This is a genomic window from Caulobacter sp. DWR1-3-2b1, from assembly GCF_049895765.1.
Classification (GTDB): domain Bacteria; phylum Pseudomonadota; class Alphaproteobacteria; order Caulobacterales; family Caulobacteraceae; genus Caulobacter.
The window spans coordinates 235,210-250,073 of record NZ_JAFCSZ010000004.1; the positions used below are offsets into that span (position 1 = coordinate 235,210).

11 protein-coding genes are annotated in these 14,864 nt (G+C 66.2%); 2 read left to right on the forward strand and 9 right to left on the reverse strand.

Annotated features, from left to right (window positions below):
• The first annotated feature begins 73 nt into the window (after nucleotides 1-73).
• Together ACP69S_RS06305 and ACP69S_RS06310 are read left to right on the forward strand one after the other, a co-directional pair.
• Entirely contained in the window at nucleotides 74-1,240 is a 1,167-nt protein-coding gene (locus ACP69S_RS06305; RefSeq protein ID WP_425995718.1) for an aromatic ring-hydroxylating oxygenase subunit alpha, read from the forward strand.
• Nucleotides 1,241-1,455: 215 nt separating this feature from the next.
• Nucleotides 1,456-2,061: a TetR family transcriptional regulator C-terminal domain-containing protein gene (locus ACP69S_RS06310; protein WP_425995719.1), complete on the forward strand. Its 606-nt coding sequence runs from the start codon at nucleotides 1,456-1,458 to the stop codon at nucleotides 2,059-2,061.
• Here the strand turns inward: ACP69S_RS06310 and ACP69S_RS06315 are convergent.
• The 9 genes from ACP69S_RS06315 to ACP69S_RS06355 form a co-directional block, all read right to left on the reverse strand.
• Nucleotides 2,058-2,300, reverse strand: coding sequence for a hypothetical protein (locus ACP69S_RS06315; protein WP_425995720.1), 243 nt, complete (start codon nucleotides 2,298-2,300; stop codon nucleotides 2,058-2,060). The genes ACP69S_RS06310 and ACP69S_RS06315 overlap by 4 nt on opposite strands.
• Nucleotides 2,301-2,475: 175 nt before the next feature.
• Complete coding sequence (locus ACP69S_RS06320) at nucleotides 2,476-3,765, reverse strand: amidohydrolase family protein (RefSeq protein WP_425995721.1); 1,290 nt, start codon at nucleotides 3,763-3,765, stop codon at nucleotides 2,476-2,478.
• A 5-nt stretch (nucleotides 3,766-3,770) separates the two neighbouring features.
• The gene (locus ACP69S_RS06325; RefSeq protein WP_425995722.1) at nucleotides 3,771-5,087 is read right to left on the reverse strand and encodes an amino acid permease; all 1,317 of its coding nucleotides are present in this window, start codon (nucleotides 5,085-5,087) and stop codon (nucleotides 3,771-3,773) included.
• 70 nt (nucleotides 5,088-5,157) lie between these two features.
• On the reverse strand, nucleotides 5,158-7,542 hold the full coding sequence (locus ACP69S_RS06330) for a TonB-dependent receptor (RefSeq protein ID WP_425995723.1): 2,385 nt from the start codon (nucleotides 7,540-7,542) through the stop codon (nucleotides 5,158-5,160).
• Nucleotides 7,543-7,670: 128 nt separating this feature from the next.
• Nucleotides 7,671-9,692, reverse strand: a complete 2,022-nt coding sequence (locus ACP69S_RS06335; RefSeq protein WP_425995724.1) for a tetratricopeptide repeat-containing sulfotransferase family protein — start codon at nucleotides 9,690-9,692, stop codon at nucleotides 7,671-7,673.
• Between the two features lie 46 nt (nucleotides 9,693-9,738).
• Entirely contained in the window at nucleotides 9,739-11,001 is a 1,263-nt protein-coding gene (locus ACP69S_RS06340; RefSeq protein WP_425995748.1) for an NAD(P)/FAD-dependent oxidoreductase, read from the reverse strand.
• A 174-nt stretch (nucleotides 11,002-11,175) separates the two neighbouring features.
• Nucleotides 11,176-12,576: a glutamine synthetase family protein gene (locus ACP69S_RS06345; protein WP_425995725.1), complete on the reverse strand. Its 1,401-nt coding sequence runs from the start codon at nucleotides 12,574-12,576 to the stop codon at nucleotides 11,176-11,178.
• Entirely contained in the window at nucleotides 12,573-13,976 is a 1,404-nt protein-coding gene (locus tag ACP69S_RS06350; protein WP_425995726.1) for an aspartate aminotransferase family protein, read from the reverse strand. The genes ACP69S_RS06345 and ACP69S_RS06350 overlap by 4 nt, the downstream gene beginning before the upstream one ends.
• Entirely contained in the window at nucleotides 13,973-14,773 is an 801-nt protein-coding gene (locus tag ACP69S_RS06355; RefSeq protein WP_425995727.1) for a gamma-glutamyl-gamma-aminobutyrate hydrolase family protein, read from the reverse strand. Before ACP69S_RS06355 ends, ACP69S_RS06350 begins: the two co-directional genes overlap by 4 nt.
• Nucleotides 14,774-14,864 lie beyond the last annotated feature (91 nt).

Consider the following 14,864-nt stretch of genomic DNA (forward strand, 5'->3'; position numbering starts at 1 on the left):
ATCCGCCAGCGTCAGCGCGTTCGATCTGGGCCCCGGCGTTCGCCGGGGAGAGCGGAAGAGGGGGTTGGGTGCGATGACTGGAATCTCCGACCTCGACCCGCAAGCCACCGATCCCTTGTCAGATTGGGGCCTGCCCGGCTGGACCTACGGCAATGAGCGGTTCTTCAAGGAGGAGCAGGACAAGATCCTGCGGCCCTCCTGGCAGATCGTCTGTCATCTGAACGACGTCCCCAAGTCCGGCGATTTCCACACCCTCGACTTCCTGGGCGAGAGCGTGGTCGTGCTGCGGGCCAGGGACGGCGGCGTACGGGCCTTCACCAATGTCTGTCGCCATCGCGGCGCTCGGCTGGTGGATGGCCCCAGCGGCAACTGTGGCAAGGGCGGCAGCCGGATCGTCTGCCCCTATCACGCCTGGACCTATGACCTGGAAGGCCGGCTGATCGGCGTGCCGATGCGCGACGACTACCCAGCCCTGGAGATGGACAAGCAGGGCCTGGTCAAGGTCGATGTCGAGATCTATCGCGGCTTTGTCTTCGTGCGGCTGGAAGGTGATGGCCCCAGCGTCGCCGAGATGATGGCCCCATACGACCACGAACTGGCGCCCTACCGCTTCGAGGAACTTCAGCCCTTCGGCCGCGTGACCCTCCGGCCTCGGACGGTTAACTGGAAGAATATCAGCGACAACTATTCGGACGGCCTGCACATCCCCATCGCCCATCCCGGCCTGACCCGGCTGTTCGGCAAGGGCTATGGCGTGGAGGCCCAGCCCTGGGTCGACAAGATGTGGGGCCAGCTGATCGACGAGCCATCGAACAATCCGTCCGAACGGCTGTACCAGGACATCCTGCCCGATGTTCCGCACCTGCCGCCCGAGCGCAAACGGCTGTGGACCTATTTCAAGCTGTGGCCGAACTTCGCCTTCGACATCTATCCCGACCAGGTGGACTTCATGCAGTTCATCCCGGTCTCGGCCACTCAGACCCTGATCCGCGAGATCGCCTACGCCCTGCCCGACGACCGCCGCGAGATGAAGGCGGCGCGGTACCTCAACTGGCGTATCAACCGACAGGTCAACACCGAGGACACCGTGCTTGTGGCCAGGGTTCAGGAGGGTATGGCGTCGCGGACGTTCACGGCCGGGCCGCTAGCGAGTTCAGAGGTGAGCTTGCGGAGCTTCGGCCGGAAGATGCGGGCGCTGATCCCGGAGGCGCGGCTGGACCGGCCGCCGACGGGGTGGTGAGTGCTCTTCTTCCACCATCGAGAGCGGGGCTATCGTGTATGGTTTTTTACCACCGTCATCCCGGGACTTGTTCCGGGACCCATGGTTCAGCTTCATCGTGAGATCATCCCTCGGCCCGGCCTGTGCGGCGGAGAGATGGGTCCCGGGAACAAGTCCCGGGATGACGATGAAGAGGTTATGGGACGGTCTAGCGCTCGATGGGGCGTGAGCTGAAAATGCGCGCCCCCTTCACCCGCGAGACCGCCGACGTTCGCCGCCAGGCCCTGGTTGCGGCCGCTGAAACCGTGTTGGCCCGCGACGGCGTGGCCGGCGCTTCGGTGCGGGCGATCTGCGCCGAGGCCGGTGTCTCGCCCGGCCTGCTGCGACACTATTTCGACGGCGTCGACGCCCTGATCGCGGCGGCCTATGAGGCGGTGGGCCAGCGGATCGACGCGGCGTTGGAGGCGGCCGTGGCCGAGGCGGGAGACTCGCCCCGCGCACGGCTGTCGGCCTATCTGACCGCCAGCTTTAAGCCGCCCGTGCTGGACGCGCAGCTTCTCGCCGCCTGGCTGGCGTTCTGGAGCCTGGTGAAGGTCAATGACGCCATCGCCGACATCCATCGGCGGACCTATGCCGGCTATCGCACGCGGCTGGAGGAACTGCTGACCGCCTGCGACCCGAGCCTTGATGCACGGCTGGCGGCGATCGGCCTTACGGCCGTGGTCGACGGACTGTGGCTGGAGCTGTGCCTCGACCCGGCGGTCTTCACCCCGGCTGAAGCCGGGGCCATAGCGGAGCGGCTGTTGGCCGGCTATTCGCCGACCCCGCCACGTCTGGATTAGGCTGCGACCACATGCTGGTTGACGATGCTGCGGCCCCACGTAGCGCGGCGCTGCTCGGGTTCAAATACCTCGACCTTGGCGGTCTTGCCCTGAACGCGCATGTGGCGGGCCAGCATCTCGGCGATGGCCTGGGCCTCCGCCTGGCAGGAATAGGACCCGATCAGGTCAGGCGCGTCGTTCCACGTCACATGCCAGACGCCGGAGACGGGGCGCACGAAATAATTGTGTTCGTTGGCCATGGGTAGCTCCTTGGACTGGCTTAAGCGTCGGACATACAGCGTCCGCGTGACAGTGTTTCAATGCTGCACAGCAGCATTGCGTTGCATTGCACATTGCATAAGCCACGCCAAGGCGCGGACCGATGGATTCAAGAGCAACTTTAAGGCGAACCCGCGTCTTGCTAAGGTTCTGCCGTCAGTCCTTCACCACCACCCCGCCTTTCATCACCTTGGCGATGGAAGACAGGATGGTGATATCGGCCAGCGGATCGCCTGCAACGGCGATCATGTCGGCGTAGCGGCCCTTACTGACCGCGCCCACATCGGCGGATTTGCCCATCAGGGCGGCCGAAACCGTGGTCGCCGACTGGATCGCCTGCATCGGTGTCATGCCGTACCTGACCATATAGGGCATCTGCCGGGCGTTCTGGCCGTGGGGAAAGACGCCGGCGTCGGTGCCGTAGGCGATCTTGACCCCGGCCTTGACCGCTTTGGCAAAGCCCACGCGCTGGGCGTCGGTGGTCTCGGTGTTCTTACGCAGGGTCTCTGCCGGCCAGGCGTGGGCCTTGCCATATGAGTCGATGAAGTCGCCGTTGTAGATGTCGGCCACCAGCCATGCGCCCTTGGCCTTCATCAGGGCGATCCCCTCGTCGTCGATCAGCGAGCCGTGCTCGATGGAGCGCACCCCGGCTCGCACCGCCACCTTGATGCCCTCGGCCCCGTGGGCATGGGCGGTGGCGTAGGTTCCGCGCTTGGCGGCCTCCTCGACGGCCGCCTTGATCTGATCTTCGGAAAGCTCCAGCTGGCCCGGCTCGGTGCCGACGGTCAGCACGGCGCCGGTGGCGATCAGCTTGAGGAAGTCCGCGCCGCCGACCAGCAGGGCGTGAGCCTTGCGATGCGTATCGGCGACGTCCTCGACCACCCCGCGCCGCATGTCGGGCGGGATGCCGACATCGGCGGCGATGCCGGTGATCTCGCCGCCGCCGCCCGGCGTGGTGATATAGGCGCCGGCCACAGACATGCGAGGTCCGGGCACCAGGCCCTTGTGGATGGCGTCGCGCAGGGCGACGTCGCCGAACGCCCGCCATGTGCCCACGTCGCGCACGCTGGTGAAGCCCGCCATCAGGGTCGCCCGGGCGTGGGCGGCGCCGATATAGGCTTGCTCGGCGGCCGTGGTCAGCAGGGGCTGGGCGATGTTCTCGGTCTGGGCCTCGTCGGCCAGATGGGTGTGCATGTCCATCAGGCCAGGAAGGACGGTGTAGGCGCTCCAGTCCAGCACCGGGCCGTCGGTCGGAGCGGCGGTCCAGGGGCCGACGGCGGCGACGCGTTCGCCCTCGATGCGGATCAGCTGGTTGGTCAGGACCTTGCCGGCTTCGGTGTCGATCAGCTTGCCGGCGCGCACATAGGAGATGGCGGGCTTGGTCTGAGCGTAAGCGGTCAGGGGCAGCAGCGCGATGGCGGCTGTCAGGACGAGGGAACGGATCAAGGTCTTCACTCCGGAGCGGCGGCGACAGCGACGCGCTTCATCAGCAGGTGGATTGGGAGGCCGACCAACAACAGCGCCGCGCCCCACAGGGTGGCCTGACTGCCCGCCCCATAAAGCGTCCAGCAGGCATAGAGCGCCGCGACGATGGCCACGACCGTCAGGGCGACCGAGGCGTCCATCCGTCCGCGCATCTGCAGGCGCAGGGCGGCCAAGGCGCAGAACAGATAGGTGAACAGCGAGGCCGCCGTCGCCAGAAGGGCAATGAAGGTGAAGAGCTCGGCCATCGACTTGGTATAGTTGATCAGTACCAGGACGGTCAGCAGGCTGCTGGACAGGATGTGGGCCCGCACCGGCGCGCCGCGCTTCGATGTCTTGGCCAGAAACGCCGGGAACACCCCACCCTTGGCCATGGCGTAGGGCAGTTCACCCTGTAGCAGCACCCAGCCGTTCAGGGCGCCAAAGGCGCTGATCGCCGCAAAGCCCGCCAGGACCAGCCGCAGGTCGCCGCCGCCGTACAGGCCCACGAAATCGGCGAACGGGGCGTTGGAGCCCGTGAGTACGTCGGGCGGGGTCAGCAGCACCACTGCCGAGCAGACCACGAGGTAGATCACCCCAGTGAAGGCTGTGCCCACCAGGGTGGCGCGGGGGATGGTGCGCTCGGGGTCGTGTACCTTGTCGGCCGGCACGGTCGCCGACTCCAGGCCAAGCAGCGCCCAGAGGGTCAGGGTCGCAGCGGAGGTGATCCCAACCGCCGAAAGGTCGGCCATGCGCAGCGGCGTCACCGTGCTGCCGCCGGTCTTGGCCAACACGACGAAGGCCAGGACCATCACGGCCAGCAGGGGCATCAGCTTGAGAATGGTGGTGACCACCTGCAGCCGGCCCGCCGAACGGGCGCCGTAGCAGTTCAGGGCTGTCAGACCCCAGACCATGGCCACGGTGATCGCGCCATGCAGGCCCGGAACCGTGGCGATTTGCGGGAAGAAAACGGAGAGGTAACTAACTGTGCCGGTGGCGATGGCGGCGTTGCCGACCCACAGGGATATCCAGTAGCTCCAGGCCACCATGAAGCCGGCCGTGCGGCCGAACGCTTCCTGGGTGAAGGCATAGGGTCCGCCGGCCTTGGGAAAGGCCTTGGCCAGGCGGGCGAAGACGAAGGCCAGGCACAGGCCGCCGGCGATGGTCACCACCCAGCCGATCACCGCGTTCCAGCCATAGGGGGCGAGCGAGGCGGGCAGCATGAAGACGCCCGAGCCGATCATGTTGCCCACGACCAGGGCGACGCACATCCAGAAGCCGAGCGGCTTTGCGACGGAAGTCTTCATGCAGCTAGGCTTTCACGAACGGGACGCGGAGAAAGAAGGGGGCGGCCCCGCTGGAGCCGCCCCCTTGCGCCTAGAACTTGCGTCCGATTTTTAGGCCCACCGTGCGTGGCTGGTTGGGCGTGATGTAGGTCTGGGCGCCGCACACGCTCTCGGGGCATTCGGCGTATCGGCCCAGGCTGGCGCGCTTGTCCGTCAGGTTCTTGACGTACAGCGTCATCGACCAGTCGGCCCGCACGACGCCAGCCGAGGCGTCCAGCAGGGTATAGCCCGACTGCCGCCCGATGATCCCACGCTCGTCGATCCGCAGGTCGGTCCAGCTGCCCGTTTGATGGACGGCCGAGGCCTGGAGATAGGCGTCATAGTCGCCGAAGTTGAAGTCGTAGCGGGCCGTGACATTGGCCTTGAACTTCGGGGTCACGGGCAGGGCTGTGCCGTCAGGCGCCTGCGGGCCGTCAGGGAAGTCAATTGAGTCTTTTGGACAGACCGTGATCGGCGTGCCGGTGTTCGTGGCTTTACCGCAATAGTTGGCCGTCAGTTTGGCGTCGGTATAGGCCGCAGCGGCGCTGATCGTGAAGCCTTTGGCCACCGCCAGGGTGACATCGCTCTCCAGACCCTTGATCCGGGCTTGGTTGGCGTTCTTGATCTCGGTTAGACCGTTGGTCCCCACGATCGAAAACTGGAAATTCTGCCAGTCTTCCATGAAGACCGCACCATTCCAGCGGAAGCGGTTCTCCAGCCAGCTGGTCTTCCAGCCGAACTCGTAGTTCTTCAGATAGTCGGCCTGATAGGGCGGCAAGGTCGAGCGACGGTTGATGCCGCCCGGACGGAAGCCTTCCGAATAGGTGACATAGGCCAGCTTGTCGTCGTCGAACTTGTAGGTGACGGTGACCTTGGGAACGTTGCCGGTTTCCTTGACCCGCTTGTCGAGGTTGGTGCACGGCGCGCCATTGACGCCACCGGTGCGGAAACAGGCCCGTTCGCCGGTGCCGCCATAGCCGGTGCCGTAGCCGTAGAAGCCTTCCAGCGAGTTGTCCGACTTGAAGAAGCGGATGCCGCCCATCACGGTGAGCTTGGGCGTGATGTCGAAATAGGCCTCGCCGAACGCCGCGGTATCCCGATCAACCCGCTGCTGGGCGGTCAGCCAGATGGTGTCGCTATAGCCGGGCACCTCGATGTCGTAGCTGATGCCATCGATCTTGTAGCGCTGGGTGATCCCGTGTTCCTGCTTCTGGTAGAACAGGCCGCCGATCATGCGGAAGCGCTTGTCGTCCGGGGTGGCGATCCGGATTTCGTGGCTCTCTTTGGTATAGCGGTCCTTGCCGGTGATGTACTGCGACGGGTTGGCCAGACCGCCCGTGTCGTTGGTCCAGTAGAAGCCGTAGCCGACCTGATCGTAGAAGTAGGAATAGTCCGAATAGTCCTGACGGGTGTCGACCGTGCGCTTCAGGTATGAGCCGGCGTAGGTGACGTCGAGATTGGCGATCTGCCCCTCGATAGTCATGGCCGTCTGCACCCACTTGTCGTCCGAAGCTTCCGGATAGAAGTGGCTCAGCTTCAGGTCGCCGACTTTGGGATCATAGGCATAGATGCCACTGATCTTGGTGCGCTGGCCCATGATCGAGGGGGTGACCACCCAGTTCTCGCCCAGCTCGACGCGCAGGGCGGCGCGACCGCCCCGCGTGCTGGAGCCGTTGTAGTTATCGCTGGCGGTCGTGGCGTTGTTGATCGTCACGTCATTGGTCGGATCGGCGTCGCCGCGCGTATAGGTGCGCGTGCCGACGACATTGTCGATATAGCCGGCGGTTTCTTCGTTCCAACCGACAAGGCGCACCGCGATGGTGTCCGACAGCGGGATGTTGACGAAGGCTTCCTCGACATGGCCGGTGTCGTCGCCGTCGACGATATTGCCTTCGATATCGACGCCCGCCGAGAAGCCGGCCGTGCTGGGCTTGTTGGTGATGATCCGCAGGGTGCCCGCCTGCGAGCTGGCGCCATACAGCGTGCCCTGCGGTCCAGCCAGGGCCTCGACCCGGGCTACGTCATAGACGTGGATGTCCAGGGCGCCCTGGATGGTGCTGATCGGTTGCTCGTCCAGATAGACGCCGACGCTGGGCAGGGAGCCGGAGTGGTTGCCGTCGCCGCCGCTCGCCACGCCGCGCATATAGACCTGGCCAAAGCCGGGGCCGGCCGTCGTGAACGACACGCTGGGCAGATACTTCACATAGTCTACGAAGTTGCCGACCTGAAGCTGCTCGAGCTTGGCCTCGCCCATCGCCTGGATGCTGACCGGCACGTCCTGCAGATTCTCGGATCGCTTCTGGGCGGTGACCACCACCTCTTCCAGCGAGATCGCCTGCCCATCCTGGGCGAAGGCCGCCACGCTTGTCAGCATGGTCGAAGCCAGCAACGCGGCTGAATATACGCCCGCCCGTTTGATCTTCTTGTTCGACGCCATGATCGCTCCCCCGTACCATTTTAAGAGAGCGATGTTCCGCTGCGTCCAAGCGCCCGGCAAGACTGAAAGCGCCTGAAAATCCCGAATCTTCCGAGTGTTGCAGAAATGGCAGACCCTGCCTGAGGTGTTCAAATTCTGGGCGTGGTCGGATAAGTCGCCAGACATTGGCCCAATGCCTGTTTGAGCGGTCCCAGATCCGATTCGAAATTCTGCCAATGTTCGACACCGTCCTTGAAGATCGGCTGGCGGACCTGCTCGGAACTGGCGGTGCGCACGGCGCGGTCGTTCTCGTGGAAACTCAGGCAGGCAGGCTCGAACGGCAGGCCGCAATGGTCCAGCAGGGCGCGGATCTGGGCCTCCGGATCCTCGATCATCGCCTCGTAGATCACCCGGTGGACGCGGCCCGGCAGCACGGTGTCGAAGTGGTCCATCAGCTCCACATAGTCGGCATAGTAGCGGCCGATATCGGTCAGGTCGTAGCTGAAGGCCTGGCCCCGCGCGAAGTGCTGCTTGAAGCCCGAAAAGCAGCAGCCCAGCGGGTGGCGGCGGGCGTCGATGATCCTGGCGTTAGGCAGGATCAGGTGGATCAGGCCGGTGTGCGCGAAGTTATTGGGCATCTTGTCGATGAAGAACGGGCGGCCCGTTTTCCGCTGCACCCGGGTGCGTTCCAGATACTCCTCGCCCAGCTCGCGCAAGGCCTCGGGTGACAGCTCGGCCAGAATTTCTGGATAGGTTGAGTCGGCGCGGCGCACGGCCTTGCCGCCCATCCGCCGGGCCATGACGATCAGGTCGGGCAACTCCATCGTGCCCTCCACCTGACTGTGGCTGGCCAGGATCTGCTCGATCAGGGTCGAGCCCGAGCGCGGCAGGCCCACCACGAAGATCGGATCGGGCGCGGGACACCCCTGCCCCGCCGTGGCGGCCAGCAAGGCGGGGGTGAACAGCGCCTTCGAACGCAGCAGATCGGCGTGGTTTTCCTCGGGATCGTAGTCCAGCTGCTCGCGCCGGATCGCGGCGCCGGCGGCGTAGTGCTGGAAGGATTCCGCATACTGCCTCGCGTCCTCCAGCGCCTTGCCCAGGGCGTAGTGCAGGTGCAGGCGGTCGTCGTCCGACAGGTCCGGTTGCTCCAGCCCCGCCGCCATGGCCGCGCGGTCGGCGACGTCGAACTTGACGGTCTTGAGGTTGGCGAGACTCCACCAGGCCTCGCCCAGGCCCGGCGCCAGTTCCAGGCACTTGCGATAGGCGGCGATGCAGTCGGCCTGCCGGCCCACGGTCTTCAGGGCGTGGCCGTAGCTCATCCAGCCTTTCGGCTGATTGGGAAACTCGGCCAGCATCTTCTCGTAGAGGCCGATGGCCGTGTCGTACTCGCCCAGCCGCGACAGGATGGCGGCGCGCAGGTTGGCGTAGCCCGGATGGCGCGGATCGCGGTCGGTCAGGCGCTCGATCTGCGCCAGGGCCTCGGCGGACTTGTTCTGGCGATAGAGCATGGTCGCCAGATTGTGCCGCGCCGCCGCAAAGCCCGGAGCAATCTCCAGACAGCCCGTCAGCAGCCGCTCGGCGTCCTCGTAGCGCCCCAGCCGCGCGCCGGTCTCGGCCAGCATGCGCAGGGCGGCGACGTCGGCGGGATGGTCGGCAAGGTGGTCGCGCAGCCTCTGCTCGGCCTCGCCCAGCCGGTTGTCGATCAGGGCGGCGGCGGCCTCGATCAGGACCGGGTCGCGGGTGGAAGCGCGCAGTTGCTGGGCCAGGGCCGCCTCCGCGCCGACCGCATCGCCCAGCAGGTCAAGGCCGTCGGCCAGGCCGCGCCAGGCTTCGCCAACGCGAGGGTCCAGCGCCACCGTTCGCCGAAAGGCCGCGACGGCTTCGGCGGTTCGGCCGAGATCCGCCAAGGTCAGACCTAACTCCAAGTGAGCTTCGGCCATGGTCGGCAGACCCTTGGCCAGCGGCGCGATGGTGGCCAGCGCCTGGTCGAACTCGCCGCTCAGCCGCAGGGCGGCGGCCAGCACCACGGTCGTGCCGGCGTGACGCGGAACGGCTTCCAGAATCGCCTCGGCCTGCTGGCGCGCCAGGCGCGGGTCACGCTCCAGCAGGCGCTGGGCATGGTCGAGGGCCGTGGCGAGGCCGCCCTGGGCTTGCGGAGTCTGCGAGGTCATGGGGCGAGGAGATCGGCGGTCGCAGGGGAAGTCAATTCGTGACGCCTCACAAGCGGTCCCGCATCGCGTACCAGCTCAACCCCGCCACTGTGAGCGGCCAGCGCAGCAGCCGCCCGCCCGGAAAGGGCGGCGTCGGAAGGCGTGAGAGAAGCTCGACACCCGCCGCCTCGCCCAGCGTCGCATCGGCCAACAGCTTTCCGACATAGGGCGCCAGCATCACCCCCTGGCCCGAATAGCCGGACGCGACCCGCACGCCCGGCGCGACCTCGCCGACGAACGGCACGCGGTGCATGGTGATGCCCAGGGTCCCGCCCCAGGCATGGCTGATCTTCACGTCTTTGAGGCGGGGATAGACCTTCAGCATGTGCCGCTGCACGAACCCGGCGATGTCGCTGGGAAAGCCCGGTCGATAGTTCTCGCCGCCACCAAACAGCAGCCGACCGTCCGAGGTCTTGCGGAAATAGTTCACGACGAAGCGGCTGTCGGCCACCGCGGCGTCCGAGGCGATGATCTCGCCGGCCAGATCGCCCAGCGGCTCGGTCGTCAGGATGAAGTTGTTGATCGGCATCACCCGGTCGCGCGCTCGGCCCGCCATGTGGTTGAGGCTGCCGTCGCCGCTCAGGATCAGCTGGTCGCAGGTCACCCGGCCGTCGGCCGTGAACACCATGATCTTCCCGCCCTGACGCGTCCAGGACAGCGCCCGGCTGTCCTCGTGGATCGTCGCTCCGGCCGCCATCACCGCGCGGGCCAGGCCCAGGGCCAGGTTCAGCGGATGCAGGTGGCCGCCGCCCCGGTCGAGCAGGCCGCCATGGTAGACGTCGGTCCCAAGATCGTCGGCCAGATCCTGCGTTCCAATCAGCGACAGGGCGTCATCACCGTAGCGCCGCGCCATGTGCTCGATATGCGCCGCGTCCTCGGCCTCGCCGCCCGGGCGATGGCGGGCGTGGATCATGCCGGGCTTCAGGTCGCAGGCGATGGCGTGATCGGCGATAGTGGCGTGCAGGTGAGCGCGCGCGTCTTGAGCCAGCCGCCAAAGGGCCATGGCGTCTGCGTCGCCCACCGTCTTTTCCAACCAGACCTGATCGCGACGCTGACCGGTATGGACCTGCCCACCGTTGAGGCCCGAGGCCTGCGAGCCAATTTGCCCCGTCTCCAGTACGATCGCGGAGGCGCCGCGCCGGGCCAGCTCAAGCGCCGCGCCCAGGCCGGTATAGCCCGCACCGATCACGCAGACGTCGGCGCGGATGTCGCCGGTCAGCGGCGGCAGGTCCGGGAACGGCGTGGCGGTGGCAGCGTAGTAGCTCGTCATCGCGGCCAAGACTGGCCCCCTCCGCGCCTTCGGCGCTCCTCCCCCTTAGGGGGAAGATGAGACGCGCTGACCTTCATCTTCCCCCTAAGGGGGAGGACGACCGCCCCCGGGTCGCGCGAAGCGCGCGCCCGAGGACAGGCTCCGCGGTCAGGAGGGGGCAAGTGGCTGATACCATCACACATTCAGCAGCAGGAACTCCCGCTCCCAAGGGCTGATCGTGCGCATGAAGGTCTCGTACTCGGCCTGTTTCACATGGTCGTAGGCCTGGCAGAATACCGGTCCCAGGATTTCGACCAGGTCCTTGCAGGCCTCGAACAGCGTGAGGGAATCGGTCAGGCTGCGCGGCAGTTCGATGCCTCGCAGGCTGGCGTCGGTGTCGACCGGCGCGCTGGGTTTGAGATCCTGAACCATGCCCAGATAACCGGCCGCAAGAGTCGCCGCTATGGCCAGATAGGGATTGGCGTCCGACGAGGGGATGCGGTTCTCGAGCCGGCGGTTGGCGGCGTTCGACGGCGGGACGCGAAGGCCGCAGGTGCGGTTGTCATAGCCCCACTGGGTGTTGACCGGCGCGCCCGAGTCCCGCGCGATCCGGCGGTAGGAATTCACGTAGGGCGCCAATATGGCCATGATCGCCGGCAGATAGGTCTGCTGGCCGGCGATGAAGTTGTGGAACAGCGGCGTCTCGTCCCCCGTCTTCGGGTCGGAGAACAGGTTCTGGCCGTGCTTGTCGATGATCGACTGGTGGATATGCATGGCGCTGCCAGGTTCGCTGGCCATCGGCTTGGCCATGAAGGTGGCGTAGATCTCGTGCTCCAGCGCCACCTCGCGGATAGTGCGCTTGAACATGAACACCTGATCGGCCAGTTCCAGCGGATGGCCGTGGCGCAGATTGATCTCCATCTGGGCCACGCCGCTCTCGTGGATCAGGGTGTCGATCTCCAGGCCCTGGCGCTCGGAATATTCGTACATGTCCTCGAACAGGGCGTCGAACTCGTTGACCGCGCTGATGGAGTAGCCCTGACGCCCGGTCTCGGGGCGGCCCGAGCGGCCGATGGGCGGCTTCAGCGGGTAGTCAGGGTCGGTGTTCTTGTCGACGAGATAGAACTCGATCTCCGGGGCCACGATCGGAACCCAGCCCTTTTCCGCATACAGGGCCAGCACCCGGCGCAGCACCTGGCGCGGGCTTTCTTCGACAGGCCGGCCATCGGGATGGAAGGCGTCATGGATCACCTGGGCGGTGGGGTCCTGGGCCCAGGGCACGGCCGCCAGGGTGGCGAAGTCGGGCGTCAGGACGATATCAGTGTCGGCCTGCACCGAATTGACCACCCCGTCGAACTCCGGAAAGTCACCGGTGATGGTCTGGTAGAACACCGCCAGCGGCAGGTTCATCGCCGGCGTCCCCAGGAACTTTCGCACCGGCATGATCTTGCCGCGCGCCACGCCGGCCAGATCGGGCACGACGCACTCGATCTCCTCGATGTTCTGCCGCGCGAACCAGGCCTGAGCCTCTTCCAAGGTAGAAACCCCACGGTTCACCCTCTGGTCAGGCTTGGTCTTTTTGGCCTTGGGCTTCACGACGCGACCTCCGGTTTCAAGGCGCAGAGTACGGGCTCGGCCTCGATCAGCGACTTGCGCATGATCCCCACCAGCTCGTCGATCTCGGCGTGGGTGATGATCAGCGGTGGGCAGCAGACGATGCTGTCGCGGATGGCGCGGACCATCAGGCCGTTTCGGATGCAGAGGTCGCGGACGATGGGACCGGCCTCGCCTTCCTTGTCGAGAAAGCGCAGGTTCGTGCCCTTTTCGCGGACAATCTCGACGGCGCCGATCAGGCCCAGCGACCGGGTCTCGCCGACCAGCGGCAGGTCGTTCAGGCTCGCCAGCGCCTTGGCCAGATAGGGGCCGGTGTCCTCGCGGGTGCGCTCGATCAGGCCTTCGCGTTCCATGATCTCGACGTTCTTCAAGGCCACGGCGCAGGCGGTCGGATGGCCCGAATAGGTGAAGCCGTGGATGAAGTCCCCGCCCTTTTCCTTGAGCTCGGCGACAATGAAATCGGCCACGCCCACGGCGCTGATCGGCAGGTAGCCGGACGACAGGCCCTTGGCCATGGCGATCATGTCGGGCTTGATTCCGTAGTGCTGGTGGCCAAACCATTGGCCCAGGCGCCCGAAGCCGCAGATCACCTCGTCGCAGACCAGCAGGATACCATATTTGCGGCACACCGCCTCGACGGCGGGCCAGTATCCGTCGGGAGGGATGATCACGCCGCCCGCCCCCTGCACCGGCTCGCCGATGAAGGCGGCGACGTTCTCGGGACCGACCTCGAGGATCTTGTCCTCGATCTCCTTGACAGCGCGGTCGCGGAAGGTGGCCGGATCCTCGCCGAAGCCCTCGCCGAATTGATAGGGCTGCATCACGTGGTGCACGCCGGCGATCGGCAGGTCGCCCTGCGCATGCATGTGCTTCATCCCGCCCAGGCTGACGCCCGCCACGGTCGAGCCGTGATAGGCGTTCCAGCGGCTGATGAAGGCCGTGCGCTGCGGCTGGCCCTTGGTTTTCCAATAGTGGCGGGCCAGGCGGAAGACGGTGTCATTGGCCTCGGACCCCGACGAGTTGAAGAACACGTGGGTCAGTTGGCCGCCCATCTTCTCGGCGATCTTGGCGGCCAGCCGGATCGGCGGCGGCGAGGCCGTCTTGAAGAAGGTGTTGTAGTAGGGCAGCTCCAGCATCTGGTCATAGGCCGCCTGGGCCAGTTCCTGCCGGCCATAGCCGACGTTCACGCACCACAGCCCGGCCATGCCGTCGAGGATCTGATGGCCTTCGCCGTCGTAGATATAGACCCCGTCCGCCCGAGTGATGATCCGGCTGCCGCCCAGCTCCTGCTGCAGCTTGTAGTCGGTCTGGGCCGGCAGGTGATGGGCAAGGTCCAGGCGCTTGAGCTCGGCGATATCGTGGTTGCGGATCGGGACGGTCATGCGGCGGACTCCTGGACGCTGTTTTCTTGGGGCGCTCCCGCCAAGGCGGGACCGACGAGTGGCGCGCCTCTGAGGGCGCGTCCGAAAAGCTGGAAAAAGATCTGGGACTGCGGGTTGGCTTCGGGCTTCCACTCGGGGTGCCACTGCACGGCCAGCACGGGCGCGCCATTGACGACCGCCGACACCGCCTCGACAACGCCGTCCGGCGCGCGGGCCTCGACGGAGAGGCCTTCGCCCAGCCGGTCGACGCCTTGGTAGTGGACCGAATTGACCGCAGCACTCGATGCGCCAAAGGCCATGGCTAGAACGCCACCGGGTGTCAGGTCGACTGGGTGGACATGGTCGAACATGCCGTTGAAATCGACCTCGTCCGGCGCGTGGTGCGGGATCAGGTCAGGGCTCGCGGCCATGTCGCGGCGCAGGGTCCCGCCGAACGCCACATTGATCTCCTGAAAGCCCCGACAGACCCCGAACACCGGCCGGCCCAGGTCGAGCATGGCCTTGATCAGGTCGGCGGTCATGGTGTCGCGCGCCGCGTCGAACGGACCCGGCGCATCGTCGACCGCCGCGCCATAGAGGCCCGGCTGCATGTTCGACGGGCTGCCGGTCAGCATCAGGCCATCCAGCCGCGCGGCGACTTCGGACGCCTTCATCAGTTCGGGCATCGACGGAACCAGCAGGGCCGCCGCATCGGCGTAGCGCATCGCCCCCGCCACATAGCGGTTCATCACCGCCTGGGCCGGTTCGATCCCGACGGTGCGGGTGCAGCAGATGATGCCGGCGACGGGACGGGTCATTTACAAACTCCCGCTCTCCCCGGCGAAAGCCGGGGCCCAGATCGAACCCACCAACACCGGCGGATTTGGTCGAGGCAGACAGGGCGTCATC